At 72.7% G+C, this 13583-nt stretch carries 8 protein-coding genes; 7 read left to right on the top strand and 1 reads right to left on the bottom strand.

Annotated features, from left to right (window positions below):
* Positions 1-44: 44 nt before the first annotated feature.
* The 5 genes from ACW69E_RS26040 (at position 45) to ACW69E_RS26020 (ending at position 9682) form a co-directional block, all read left to right on the top strand.
* Positions 45-1136: an FAD-dependent monooxygenase gene (locus ACW69E_RS26040; RefSeq protein ID WP_457500740.1), complete on the top strand. Its 1092-nt coding sequence runs from the start codon at positions 45-47 to the stop codon at positions 1134-1136.
* A 124-nt stretch (positions 1137-1260) separates the two neighbouring features.
* A complete protein-coding gene (locus ACW69E_RS26035) occupies positions 1261-3057 on the top strand; it encodes a non-ribosomal peptide synthetase (RefSeq protein ID WP_457500739.1) in 1797 nt (598 codons plus the stop codon).
* The gene (locus ACW69E_RS26030) at positions 3050-7657 is read left to right on the top strand and encodes a non-ribosomal peptide synthetase family protein (RefSeq protein WP_457500738.1); all 4608 of its coding nucleotides are present in this window, start codon (positions 3050-3052) and stop codon (positions 7655-7657) included. Before ACW69E_RS26035 ends, ACW69E_RS26030 begins: the two co-directional genes overlap by 8 nt.
* Positions 7658-7726: 69 nt before the next feature.
* Positions 7727-9169, top strand: a complete 1443-nt coding sequence (locus ACW69E_RS26025; RefSeq protein ID WP_457500737.1) for an FAD-dependent oxidoreductase — start codon at positions 7727-7729, stop codon at positions 9167-9169.
* The gene (locus tag ACW69E_RS26020) at positions 9170-9682 is read left to right on the top strand and encodes a pyridoxamine 5'-phosphate oxidase family protein (protein ID WP_457500736.1); all 513 of its coding nucleotides are present in this window, start codon (positions 9170-9172) and stop codon (positions 9680-9682) included.
* Here ACW69E_RS26020 and ACW69E_RS26015 read toward each other — a convergent pair.
* Positions 9636-10448, bottom strand: a complete 813-nt coding sequence (locus ACW69E_RS26015) for a response regulator transcription factor (protein ID WP_457500735.1) — start codon at positions 10446-10448, stop codon at positions 9636-9638. The two genes, ACW69E_RS26020 and ACW69E_RS26015, sit on opposite strands and share 47 nt — an antisense overlap.
* 323 nt (positions 10449-10771) lie before the next feature.
* On the opposite strand from ACW69E_RS26015, the gene rfbB reads away from it, so the two are divergent.
* Together rfbB and ACW69E_RS26005 are read left to right on the top strand one after the other, a co-directional pair.
* A complete protein-coding gene (gene rfbB, locus ACW69E_RS26010) occupies positions 10772-11767 on the top strand; it encodes a dTDP-glucose 4,6-dehydratase (protein ID WP_457500734.1) in 996 nt (331 codons plus the stop codon).
* Positions 11768-11890: 123 nt separating this feature from the next.
* Positions 11891-13504 carry an MFS transporter gene (locus ACW69E_RS26005; protein WP_457500733.1) on the top strand — a complete coding sequence of 538 codons (1614 nt, stop codon included), beginning with the start codon at positions 11891-11893 and terminating at the stop codon, positions 13502-13504.
* Positions 13505-13583: the final 79 nt, after the last annotated feature.

Genomic DNA, 13583 nt, shown 5'->3' with positions numbered 1-13583 from the left:
GCACCCGGCCCGGGGCTGAACCGAACGACCGAGGAGGAGTGAGGGTGAGGATCGCTGTCGTCGGCGGCGGCCCGGCGGGGCTGGCTTTCGCCGCGTTCGCCCGGCTGGCCGACCCGCCGGACGAGGTCACCGTGTGGGAGCGCCACCAGGTGGAGGACACCTACGGATTCGGTGTCATACTGCCGCCCGCCGCTTTGGACACGATCCACCGCGCCGACCCGCTGCTGGCCGACGCGCTGGCGCCGCGCCTGGCCGGATGGGACGAGATCACCGTGCACCGCCACGGCAGGTCGCTCACCACCCGGGCCCCCCGTCTGGGCGCGATGAGCCGCCGGGCCCTGCTGCGGCTGCTGCGGCAGCGGTGCGCGCAGTTGGGAGTGCGGCTGCACCAGGGCGCCCCGGCTCCCGGCGCCGCGGCGCTCGCCGCCCGGTACGATCTGGTGGTGGCGGCCGACGGGGCGCGCTCGGCCACCCGGGACGCCCTGGCCGGGCGGTTCGGCACCACGACGGAGCGGATCGCGCCGGACTACGTCTGGCTGGGTGCCGAACGGGCCTTCGACGGGCTCGCCTTCATTCTCGCCGACACCCCCCGGGGCCCGGTGACCGCGCACACCTATCCGTACGAACCGGGCCGCAGCACCTTCCTGGTGGAGGCCGCGCACCGCCCCGGTACCGACGAGCTGGCCCGGCTCTTCGCCGGTCCGCTGGCGGGAGCGCGGCTGCTGGAGAACCGGTCGCGGTGGAGCCGCTTCCTCCAGGTGCGCAACTCCACCTGGTCCAGCGGGAACGTGGTGCTGCTCGGCGACGCGGCGCACACCGCGCACTACTCGATCGGGTCCGGCACCCGGCTGGCCCTCGACGATGCCCACGCGCTCGTCACCGCCCTGCGTTGCCAGCCGTCGCTCCCGGCCGCGCTGGCGGCCTACGAGGCGGCCCGCCGCCCGGCCGTGGAGCATACGCAACGGATCGGGCGGGCGAGCGCGGCCTGGTTCGCCGGCCTCGCCGAAGCGGGCGACGCGCCCCCGGAACGGTTCCTCGTGGACCTGGTCACCCGCGGTGGCCGGGTCTCGATGCGCGACCTGGCCGCCGACACCGCCGGGGCGGTTCCGGCGGACACGGCGCCGGGCGGCCGGTGAGGGGGCACCACCGCCCGCTACCCGCGACCGCCGCCGTCCCGTTCCGTCGTCCCCTCCCCGTCCCTCCCGATTCCCCCCGCCGCGGCCACCACCGCCGCGGCCCGTCGTCGCTGCTGGAGGAAACGTGCACGCCATCCAAGAGCTGAAGGACGTACCGGCTCTCCCCGCCGCCTTCGAGGCCGCGGCCGCCGCCGCGGCCGACCGGACCGCGTTGGAGGACGGCACGTCCTCGCTCACCTACCGCGAGCTGAACGCCTCGGCCAACCGCCTCGCCCGCCGTCTGCGACGGGAGGGCGTGGAGGCGGGCAGCCGGGTGGGCGTCCACATGTCCCGCTCCCTGGAGCTGTACACCGTCATCCTGGCCGTCCTGAAGGCCGGGGCCGTGGTCGTACCGCTGAATCCCGCCCACCCTGTCTCCGTACGGCGCGCGATCACACAGGAGGCCGCGCTGCCGCTGACGCTGCGGGACGTGCCGGCGGGGCTGGGGTCCGTCACCGTCGAGCGCGACGTCCACGAGCTCATCGCCGACAGCACCTCTCTGGAGGACGGCGACCTGCCGGAACCGGTGGATCCGGAGAGCACCGCGTTCATCCTGTTCACCTCCGGCTCCACCGGCCGCCCCAAGGGCGTGCTCATCGCCCACCGGGGCATCGCCCGCGTGGCCCGGTACAACGGGGAGGTGGAGGTCCGCTCCGACGACTGCTTCCTCCAGCTCGCCCCGTACTCCTTCGCCGCCTCCACCACCGAGATCTGGCTGAGCCTGACGCACGGGGCCCGGGTGGCCGTCCCGCCCCCGCAGCTTCCCTCGCTGCCCGACCTGGCCCGGACCATAGCCGAGCGCCGGGTCACCTTCCTGAACCTGCCGTGCGGCCTGTTCAACCTCCTGGTCGACGGCCACCCCGAGGTGCTGCGCGGGGTGCGGACGGTCATCGTCAGCGGCGACTTCCCCTCGCCGCCCCACCTGGCCCGCGCCCTGCGGGCCGTCGGCGGGACCGTCTACAACGCCTACGGCTGCACCGAGAACTCGGCCCTGACCGCGGTCCACGCCCTGACGGAGGACGACCTGCGCAACCAGGTGTTCCCGGTGGGACGGCCGCTGCCGGGCGTGGGACTGCACGTCCTGCGCGAGGACCTCACCCCGTGCGCGCCCGGCGAGGTGGGCGAGATGTGCATCAGCGGCGCCGGTCTGGCCCAGGGCTACCTGGACCAGCCGGAACTGACCGCCGAGAAGTTCCCCGTGCACGCCGGGACGCGGCTGCTGCGCACCGGTGACATGGCCCGTACGACGCCGGAGGGCGAGGTCGTCCTGGCGGGCCGGGCCGATCAGATGGTCAAGATCCGGGGCTTCCGGGTGGAGCTCCGCGAGGTCGAACTCGCCGCCGAGCAGACGGGGCTGGTGGAGCGCGCGGTGGTCCGCGCGGTGGACGCGGCGGACCACCTGAAGGAGCTGGTCCTGTTCTGCACCACCGCGACGGGCGAACCGCCCGGCACCGAGACCCTGCTGTCCGAGCTGCGCGGACGGCTGCCCGACTACATGCTGCCCGCCCGCGTCCACCACCTGTCCGAGCTGCCGCTGAACCACAACGGGAAGCTGGACCGCATGGCCCTCCAGGAGCCCCGTGCCGTCCTGGTGGAGCCGGAGGCCGGACAGGCCCGCGGCGAGACGGAGGACCCGGTCGCGTCCGTCATCGTCAGCCTGCTCGCCGGCGTGACCGGGCGGGAGCGAATCGGCACCGGCGACTCCTTCGTCCTGTCCGGCGCCAACTCCCTCCAGCTCATCCGGCTCGCCGCGAACCTCCAGGACGTCATGGGGGTCGACGTGCGGGCCGAGGACATCTTCCAGCACGACAACGCCGAGGCGCTGGCCGACCACATCCGGTCGATGCGCGAAGGCCGCACGGAGGTGGCCGCACATGACTGACCCCCTGCTCACCGTGGTGCTCGACCGATGGCGGCACACCGCCGGCCGGCCCGCTGCGACGGCCGACGACCCGTTCACCGCGGCGGACGGCGACGCCTACGCCGCCGACCTGCGCGGCCTGCTGGGCCTGGAGGTCAGCGCGGCGGACGTCGCCGAGTGCGGCACCCCGCGCGCCCTGTCCGAGCGGCTGCGCGCCCGGCGCCGGGAGGGTTCCCGCGGCCCGGCACCGGAGCCGGGAACGGAGCCGGAGCCGGGCCACGAGTCCTCTGGCGCCGGGGAGTTCGCCTGGGAGGCGACCGCCGCCCAGGCGGGCATCTGGTACGCCGGGGAGTTCGGCGACCCGGCGGCGTACAACTCCCCCGTCCTGCTGCGCTTCCCCGAACCGCTCGACCCCGAGGCGCTGCGGCGCGCGCTGCGGCACGTCGTGGCCCGGCACGAGAGTCTGCGGACCACCTTCGCCATGGACGCCGGCGGCCGACTGGTGCAGCGGGTGTCGGCCGGTCCCCGGTTCGGTTTCGAGACGGCCGCCGCCTGCGGCGAGGAGGAGGTGCGGCGGCTGGCCGCCGACTTCGCCGTCGCCCGTCTCGACCTGCGCACGGGTCCGCTGCTGCGCGTGCTGTGCCTGGACACCGGAGCGGACGGCACGGTCCTCCTGGTCAACGTGCACCACGCCGTGTTCGACGGTTTCTCCTGGTCCGTGCTGCTGACGGAGTGGCTGACCGCCTACCGGCGGCTGGCGGCCGGCGGGGAACTGCCGCGCACCCCGGCCCCAACGCAGTTCAGGAACGTCGTCGCGGCCCGGGGACGCACGGCCGCCCGGGCGTCCCTGGACCACTGGAAGGAGCGTCTCGCCGACGCCCCGCCGCTGCTCGACCTCCCCCTGGACCACCCGCGCGGGCGGGGCGCCGGGCGGGCGGACGGCGTGCGGACGGTCCTCCCGGCGGCCGAGGCCGCCCGGCTGCGAGAGCGGGCGGCGGCCGAGGGCGTGACCCCGCTGGTGGTCCTGCTCACCGCCTACGCGGTGCTACTGCACCGGCACACCGGCCAGGAGGACCTGACGGTCGGTCTGCCGGTGTCGCTGCGCGACAGGGCAGCCGACCAGGATGTCATCGGCCATCTGGTCAACACCGTCGTGCTGCGGCACCGGATCTCGCCGCGGGACACCGCGCGGGATCTGCTGGCGCGTACCCGGCAGGAGGTCCTCGCCGCGATGCGCCACAAGGACGTGGCCTTCGACGAGGTCGTCAAGGCCCTCGGCGCGGGGCGGGACGGCGGGCGCTCGCCCCTGTTCCAGACGATGGTGACCCTGATGCCGAAGGAGCGCCGCGTCCTACGCCACCTCGGCCTGGGCACCGGCGAGTGGCAGCACGTCAGCGGCGCCCCCAAGTACGACCTCGCGCTGATCGTCGAGGAGGGCGAGGAGGAACTGGGCCTGACCTTCGAGTACGACCGGGCCCTGTTCCGGCCCGGCACCGTCGAACGCGTTGCCCGGCGGTTCCGCACCCTGCTGGCGGACCTGCTGGACCGGCCCGGCAGCCCCGTCGGCGAGCTGAGCTGGGTGCCCGCGGCGGAGCTGCGGGAGCTGGAGGCCGCCTGGCACGGACCCGTGGACGAGCGGCCCGCGCGGCGATCGGTGCCCGAGATGTTCGAGGAGTGGGCCGGGCTGGCTCCGGACACCACGGCGGTCGAGGCGGTGGACGGCGGCGTCCTCACGTACCGGCATCTGAACTCCGCGGCCAACCGGCTGGCCCGGGCCCTGCGCGAGCGCGGGGCCCGCCCGGGGACTCGGGTCGCGATCCGGCTGGAGCGCGGACCGGACGCGATCACCGCCCTGCTGGCGGTGCTGAAGGCGGGCGCCTCCTACGTCCCGCTGGACCCGGCGTACCCGCGGGACCGCATCGCGCTGATGCTGGCCGACTCCCGTCCCGGGCTCCTGCTCACCCGGGGCCACCCGGAGACGCCGGGTCCGGAGGGCACCGAGGTGTTCGACCTCGACGCCGAGGAGCACCGGGTGCGGGGGCAGGACGACGGGAACCTGCCGGTGCGCCGCACCCCCGACGACGAGATGTACGTCGTCTACACCTCGGGGTCGACGGGACGGCCCAAGGGCGTCGTCATCGACGACTTCACCGTCAACAACCTGGTGTACCGGCAGATGGACCTGTCCGAGCCGGACACCGACGCCCGCACCCTCCAGTACATGTCGCTCTCCTTCGACGTGTCGTTCATGGAGATCTTCGGGACCCTCTGCGCCGGCGGCACCCTGGTCCTCACCGACGAGGAGATGCGCGCCGACCTGCACCGGCTGGCCGGCCATCTGCGCGAGCACCGGGTGGCCCGGGTCTTCCTGCCCTACGTCGCCCTCCAGGAGCTGGCGTCCGTCGTCGTCCGCAACGGCATCGCCCTGCCCGACCTGGCCGAGGTCTACACCACCGGCGAGCAGCTGGTCGTCACGCCCCGGCTGCGGGAGATGTTCGGCCGCCTCACCAGGGCGGCGCTGATCAACGCGTACGGACCGTCCGAGGCGCACCTGTGCACCGCCCACCGCCTGCCGGAGGACCCGGCCGACTGGCCGGAGAGGCCGCCCATCGGGCACACCGTGGCGGGGGTGCGGCAGTACGTCCTGGACGCCGACCGCCGTCCGGTGCCGTTCGGGGTGCCGGGCGAGTTGTACGTGGGCGGGCGGGTCCTCTCCCCCGGCTACCTGAACCTGCCGGAACAGACCCGCTCGCGCTTCCTGCCCGACCCCTACGCACCGGAGCCGGGCGCACGGCTCTACCGCACCGGCGACCTGGTCAGGTTCACGCCCGAGGAGGGCTTCGTGCACCTGGGCCGGGTCGACGAGCAGATCAAGATCCGCGGCTACCGGATCGAGCCCGCGGAGGTGGAGGCGGCGCTCAACGACCTGCCCTCGGTGACCGCCTCCGCCGTGGTCGCCGCCGAACACCGCCCCGGGGACCGGCGGCTCGTCGCGTTCCTGCGCACGGACGGCCCCGTGGACGAACCGGAGCTGCGCCGCCTGCTGGGCCGCTCCCTGCCGGCGTACATGGTGCCCTCCCGGTTCGTGGGGATCGACCAGTTGCCCACCTCTCCCAGCGGCAAGACCGACCGGGCCACCCTGGCCGCCCGCGCGGCGCAGCTTCCGGCTCCCCGGCGGGAGGCTTCCGGCGGCCGGCCGCCGACCTCTGCCGAGCAGCGCGTCGCCGCCGTCTGGGCCGGACTGCTGGACGGTGCCGCGGTCGGCCCGGAGGACGACTTCTTCGCCCTGGGAGGCCACTCGCTCATGGCGGTGCGGCTGCGCCAGACGCTCCAGGAGGAGTACGGCGTCGATCTCCCGCTCAGCGTGCTGCTGGCCGACCCGACCGTGGCGGGCATGGCCGCGCGGGTGGAGCAGGCGCGCGCCGGGGAGGTCACGGCCGGCGGGCCCGACCTGTGGGCCGACACCCGGCTTCCGGAGGGGCTGGATCCGGCCGGCGTCCCGCGGCGCGCCAACCCGGTCGCCGCCCGGACGGTGCTGCTGACCGGTGTCACCGGCTTCCTGGGGATCTACCTGCTGCGCTCCCTGCTCGCCGCCGGCTGCGAGGTCCACTGCCTGGTACGGGCCGGCTCGCCGGAGGAGGGGCTGCGCCGGGTCACCGACAACGCGCGCCGCTACCGGGCCGACCGCGGCCTGGACCTGTCCCGGGTGCGCGTGGTGGCAGCGGACCTGTCGCAGGAGCGGTTCGGCCTGGCACCCGAGGAGTACCGCGCCCTGGCCGGGCGGATCGAGGCCGTCTACCACGCGGCGGCGCACATCAACTTCGCCGCACCGTACGTCTCGGTCAAGCCGACCAACGTGGACGGCTTCGTACGGGTCGTCGAGTTCTGCGCCGACACGGTGCTCAAGCCGCTCCAGCACATGTCCACGCTCGCCGTCTTCCCGCCCGGAGGGCCTGCCCGGAACATCGGCGAGGACGCCGTCCCCGAGACCCCCGACGGGCTCGGCATCGGCTACGCGCAGAGCAAGTGGGTCGCCGAGCGGCTGGCGCTGGCGGCCCGGGAGCGGGGGGTGCCGGTCACCGTCCACCGCATCGGGAGGATCGGCCCGGACACCGCCACCGGAGCCTGCCGGACGGACGACTTCTTCTGGCTCCAGGTCAAGAGCTTCCTGCAGCTGGGCCTGGCGCCGAGGGAGCCGGGACCGCCCGTGGACCTGCTGCCGGTGGACGTGGTGGCCGACGCGGTCGTGCTGCTCTCCCGCTCGCCCGCCGCGCACAACCGGAACGTGCACGTCTTCCACCCCGTCGGCATGGACTGGGAGACGGTCTTCGCCGCCGTGGGCTCGCTGGGGCGCCCGCCCCGGCTCGTGTCCACGGCCGAGTGGCTCAAAGCCCTGGAGTCCGGCCCCTCCGACGCGGACGACCGTTCCCTGGCGAGCCTCGTCCCGCTGTTCCGGGAGGGGGTCATGGAGCTGGGCGACCACCACTACACCAACGACGGCACGGTCAGGCTGCTGAAGGACCTCGGCCTCGAACTGCCCGCCGCCGATCCGTCCTGGATCACCTCGATGGTCCGCTACTTCGCCGAGACCGGCCAGGTCGCCACCGCACGCGTGCCGTGAGCGCCGCCGCGCGGCACGAGCCGCCGAGGACACCCAGCCGCCGAAGGCCATCGCAGGAAGGACCCCGTCATGTCAGGAGCCAGGCGCCGCGTCAGGGCCGTCATCGTGGGAGCCGGCCCGGTGGGCTGCCTCCTCGCCATCGAGTTGCGTCGGCGGAACTTCGAGGTGGAGGTACACGAGAAGCAGTCCGCCGGCGGTGTGGCCACCGTCGGGACCGGCCGCTCGTTCAACCTGACCCTCACCCACCGAGGATCGAGCGCTCTGCACCCCGCGCTGCGCGACCGCATATACGCCACGGGGGCGGTGCTCCAGCAGCGCGTCGTGCACCACCGCGACGGCACGCTCACCCACCAGCCCTACGGGGTCAGCAGCGACCACCACCTGCTGTCCGTACCGCGTGCCGCCCTCCAGCGCATCCTTCTGGAGGAGGCGCTGGAGGCGGGGGCGTCCGTGCACTTCGGCCACTCCTGCGTCGCTGCCGACGCGCACCGCGCCGAGGCCGTCTTCGTCGCCGCCGACGGCGGCGTGTGCCGGGCCACCGGGGACATCCTGATCGGCTGCGACGGCGCGAACAGCGCGCTGCGCTACGAACTGTCCAAGTCCGGCGCCCGGATGCGGATCCACCAGGAGTACATCCCACACGGCCACGTCGAGCTGACCATGCTGCCCGAAGCGGCCCGGAGGCTCAGCCCGGACGGGATGCACCTGTGGCCCCGCGGGGACCACTTCCTCCAGGCCCAGCCGAACCGGAACGGCATCCCCACCACCACCCTGTTCATGCCGGTGGACAGCCTGGGCGGCGAACTGCGGTTCCGGTCCTTCGCGGACCGCGACTCCGTACGGGAGCACTTCGACCGCGAGTACCCCGACATCGCCGCGGCCCTGCCACAGGTCGTCGAGGAGGCCTGGGACACGCGTCCCGCCCTGCTCAAGGTCGTCCGCTGCGCCCCCTACCACTACGACCGCGCCGTGCTCGTCGGCGACTCCGCCCACACTGTCGTCCCGTTCTACGGCCAGGGCATCAACTGCAGTTTCGAGGACGCGGAGGTGCTGTGCGGTCTGCTCGACCGCCACCTGGGCTCCGGCTCCGACCGTCACACCGCCGTCCGGGCCGCGGCGGCGGAGTTCAGCGAGTTGCGGGTGGCCCCCGGCCAGGCGATAGCCGACCTGTCCATGGCCAACCTGGAAGAGCTGAGCGCCCACATCGACGACGAGTTGTTCCACATGCGCAAGGGGCTGGAGCGCAGGCTGCACCAGCGGTACCCGGAGGACTTCGCCCAGCTCTACCAGCTCGTCGCCTTCACCCGAATCCCCTATCACGAGATCGTCCGGCGCAGTGAGTGGGACAAGCACGTCCTGGACCTGTTGTGCGAGCGGTACGACCTGCGCACACAGGCCGACGAGATCATCGACTCCTATCCGGAGTTCGCCCGGAGCCTGGGAGCAGACGGAGTACCCGTACCGGTGATGTCGTCCGGTCCCGCCGCGCTGTCACGACCTGGAGACCTCTGAATGACCGACAACCCCTACGACGTGGAACTGGACCCCCGCTACAGCTCCGAGGGAGCGCGCCCCGCCTCCTGGAGCGAGACGCGCCGCGCGCTGGCCGAGGCCAAGCTGTACTGGGTCGCGACCGTGCGGCCCACCCCCAGGCCGCACATAACGCCCGTGGCGGGGGCGTGGCACGACGGGGCCCTGTGGTTCTGCTCGCTGCCCCGGGAACGCAAGGTGCTCAACCTGCTGTCCAACCCCCGGTGCTCGCTGCTGACCGGGACCAACCAGCTCTCCAGCGGCATGGACATCGTGCTGGAGGGCCGGGCGGTCCGGGTCACCGAGGAGGAGCGACTGGAGGAGGCCGCCGAGACGTTCCGCCGCAAGTACGGCGCGATGTGGGACTACGTCGTCGACGGTGACGTGCTCAGCGGCTCCGTCGGCCGGGCCTGGGCCTTCTCCGTCGCTCCTCGGACGGTGTTCAACTTCACCAAAGGCCGTGTCGCGCAGACCCGTTGGCGCTTCTCATCCTGAGCAGCTTGGGCCGTAACTCGACGGCCTCCCCCACCGGCTCCGGCCCCGGACGGGCCCGTCCGGGGCCGGGGACGTCCGCCTCCGAGGCGGGCACCCCGAACCGGAAGCCGACCCCGCGGATGGTCGTGATCCACTCGCTGCTGCCCAGCTTGCCGCGCAGGCTGCTGACGTGGGTGTCTATGGTTCTGCTCGCCTGGACGCTGACCCGGGTGTCGGCCGGGTAGTCCCAGACGACGGACATCAGCTCCTGTCTTTGGAAGATCCGGTCCGGCTCCGTCGCCAGCGTGTACAGCAGGTCGAACTCCTTGCGGGTCAGGGCGAGCGGCCGCCCGTACAGACACGCCTCCCGCCGGGAGGGGTCGATGACGAGCGGACCGAGTTCCAGACGGTCGCCCTCCCCCCGGCCGGTCTCCTCCGGTACGCGCGATGTCCCGGTCCGGCGGAGGATGGCCTTGATCCGGGCCACCAGCTCACGCGCCCGGTAGGGGATCTCGACGCAGTCGTCGCATCCCGCCTCCAGCAGGAGCACCCGGTCCACCTCGGCCCCCGCCGGGGTGAAGCCGATGATGGGCACTTCGCTGTCCCCGCGTATGGCCTGGCATACCGAGACACCGTCGAGATCCGGAAGGCCGGTGTCCAGCAGGATGAGGTCGCAGTCGTGGTACGCCTCCAGCACGTCTCCACCGCTGGGGGCTACGAAGGCGTCGAAACCGTGTCGCTGCATATCCCGTCTCAACGCATCCGCCGAGGGACAGCCGGAAGCCACCAGGATGCGTGTTCTGGAGTGTTCGTGGCCGTTCCGGAAAACCAGGCCGGCGAGGTTCGATCCCTTTCGAACCGTGAGTCTGCGCGAGTTCCCGTCCTCGACAGACAAAGCAAATCCCCCTGTCGGTAAGGTCCTGCTGCCGTATAGGTGCGTTGGAATCGTGCTCGCCACCGCGTTCCCCACCCTGAGCGCACCATGCGCCGGAGTGCGGCCCGAAACATGTTAATGGTGCACGCACACGCACAGCCGGATGCCGCGGCAGAAGGGTCGCCGGATTCCGCTTACCGCACCGGGCATTTCACCCACCGAGTAAGGAGCACCCCGTGGCCCCCCGCATCCTTGTGACAGGCGGTGCCGGATTCATCGGATCGCACTACGTCAGAACCCTGTTGACGCCACAGAGCGACTTGCGCATCACGGTTCTGGACCGGCTCACCTACGCGGGCAACCCCGCCAACCTGGACCCGGTGCGCAGCCATCCGGGATTCCGCTTCGTCCCCGGCGACATCTGCGACCCGCAGACGGTCGACCGTGTCGCCGGGGAGGCGGACGAGATCGTGCACTTCGCCGCCGAGAGCCACGTGGACCGGTCGATCGCCGACGGCCAGGAGTTCGTGCGTACCAACGTCCTGGGCACCCAGGTCCTGCTGGACGCGGCGGTTCGGCACGGCATCCGGTGCTTCGTGCACGTCTCCACCGACGAGGTGTACGGCTCCATCCCGCACGGCTCCTGGCCCGAGGACCATCCGCTGCTCCCCAGTTCGCCGTACTCCGCCTCGAAAGCGGCCAGCGATCTGCTCGCGCTCAGTTACCGCACGACCCACGGCCTGGACGTCCGCGTCACGCGCTGCTGCAACAACTTCGGACCCTGCCAATACCCGGAAAAAATAATTCCGCTGTTTGTCACCCGGTTGCTGAACGGGCGAAAAGTACCGCTTTACGGAACCGGCGAGAATTCCCGGGAATGGCTCCACGTCGACGACCACGTCGCCGCACTCGAGCTGGTCCGCACGGCTGGGCGGGCCGGCGAGGTCTACAACATCGGGAGCGGGGTCGAGCTCACCAACAGGCGGCTGACCGCCCTCCTGCTGGAACACTGCGGCGCGTCCTGGGACAGTGTCGAACCCGTCGGCGACCGCCCGGGGCACGACCGGCGCTACTCGGTCGACACGGCCAAGATCCGCCGGGAGCTGGGATGGGCGCCGCGCCGGGACTTCCGCGCCGCGCTGGCCGAGACCGTCGACTGGTATCGCAGGAACGACGGCTGGTGGCCCCGGGAGGCGGCCCGCCGGCCGCTCTCCCCCTCCCCGGCTGCCTGACCCCGGGCCGGAGTCGCGGACACCGCCGGCGGCCGGGCCGCCGTACCGCCGCCGGGAACCGCGGGAAGCTCCTGCCTGCCCCGCCGCCCGGCAACCGCAACCAGTGACCGACGAGGAGCGCTGATGACCTCCGCCCGATCCGACCACTCCGCCGAACCCGGTCACGTCCCGCCTCGCGCCGGGTTGAGGGAATGGCTGGGGCTGGCCGTCCTCGCGTTACCCGCGATGCTGATCGTGATGGACATGACGGTGCTGCACCTGGCCGTTCCGCACCTCAGTTCCGACCTCGCGCCCACCGGTTCCGAGCTGCTGTGGATCACGGACATCTACGGGTTCATGGTGGCGGGTTTCCTGATCACCATGGGCAACCTCGGGGACCGGATGGGCCGGCGCCGCCTGCTGCTGACCGGAGCCGGCGCCTTCGCGGCCGCCTCCGTCCTGGCCGCCTACGCCTCAAGCCCCGAGACGCTGATCGCGGCCCGCGCCCTGCTGGGACTGGCCGGAGCGACCCTGATGCCCTCCACTCTCTCGCTCCTGCGCGTCATGTTCCTCGACGAACGCCAGCGGACCATCGCCATATCCGCTTGGATGATGTGCTTCACCGTGGGCGCCTCGATCGGCCCGCTGGTCGGAGGCGTCACGCTCGAGCACTTCTGGTGGGGGGCGGTCTTCCTCATCGGCGTCCCCGTGATGGTGACACTGCTGGTGCTCGGCCCTGTCCTGCTGCCCGAGTACCGCGCGCCCTCGGCCGGACGACTGGACCTCGTCAGCTCCCTGCTCTCCCTGGCGGCCGTCCTGCCGGTGGTGTACGGCATCAAGCAGGTCGCCCGGGACGGGCTGGGCGCACTGCCGGTGCTGGCCATCCCGTTCGGCGTGGCCGCGGGCACGGTCTTCCTGCGGCGGCAACGCCGCCTGGAGGACCCGTTCATCGACCTGCGCCTGTTCCACGAGTCCCGGTTCCGGGTGTCCTTGAGCGCCCTGGCCACCCTGACCTTCGTGATGTTCGGCATCAACCTGTTCATCGTCCAGTCGCTCCAGTTGGTGCACGGACTGTCCCCGCTGGAGGCGGGCCTGTGGAGCCTGCCGGGAAGTGTCGGCGGAGTGATCGGCACGGTGGTGGCCATCACGGCACTGCGCCGGGTGCGTCCGGCCTACGTCATGGCCGCCGTCCTCGCGGCCGCTGCGGTCGGCCTGCTCCTCGTCGCCCGGGCCGGCCGCACCGACTTCGTGCTGCTGGTGACGGGCCTGGCCGTCATGGCCACGGGCATAGCCCCGGCACTGAACCTGGGCACGGACATGGTCGTCAGCTCCGCTCCCCCGGACCGGGCGGGCGCGGCGTCCGCGGTCTCCGAGACCAGCAACGAGTTCGGCGGCGCGCTCGGTCTGGCTGTCCTCGGCAGCATAGGCACCGCCGTGTACCGCACGCGGGTGGAGGAGACCGCGGGTGCCGAGATTCCGGCCGAGGCCGCCGGGGCCGCCGGGGACACCCTGGCCAAGGCCCTGTCCGCGGCCGAGCAGCTGCCCGAGGAGCCGGGGAGCAGGCTGGTGGACCTCAGCCGCGAGGCCTTCTCGTACGGTCTGTCGGCCATGTCGGTGATCGGCGCGGTCCTGGTCGCCGTCTGCGCCGTGCTCGTGGCCACCACCCTGCGTCATGTCCGCCCCGGCACCGGGGATGGCGAAGCCGCCGAGGACGACGGCGCCGGGGACGGCCGGTCGGCCGGCGCCCTCGCCCCCTGACCGGGCCTCCCCGTACCGAACTCGCCGACCGGCCGCCGCGGAACCACGGCGACTCGCCAAGTAAGGAGACATGTGGAAA

Source organism: Streptomyces sp. SS8 (genome assembly GCF_054072955.1).
This window is presented reverse-complemented; position numbering and strand designations above follow the sequence as displayed.

Excerpts from the sequence above, each read along its gene's own strand:
- ACW69E_RS26005 (WP_457500733.1), top strand. The coding sequence starts at position 11,891 with ATGACCTCCGCCCGATCCGACCACTCCGCCGAACCCGGTCACGTCCCG.
- ACW69E_RS26020 (WP_457500736.1), top strand. The coding sequence starts at position 9,170 with ATGACCGACAACCCCTACGACGTGGAACTGGACCCCCGCTACAGCTCC.
- ACW69E_RS26030 (WP_457500738.1), top strand. The coding sequence starts at position 3,050 with ATGACTGACCCCCTGCTCACCGTGGTGCTCGACCGATGGCGGCACACC.
- ACW69E_RS26025 (WP_457500737.1), top strand. The coding sequence starts at position 7,727 with ATGTCAGGAGCCAGGCGCCGCGTCAGGGCCGTCATCGTGGGAGCCGGC.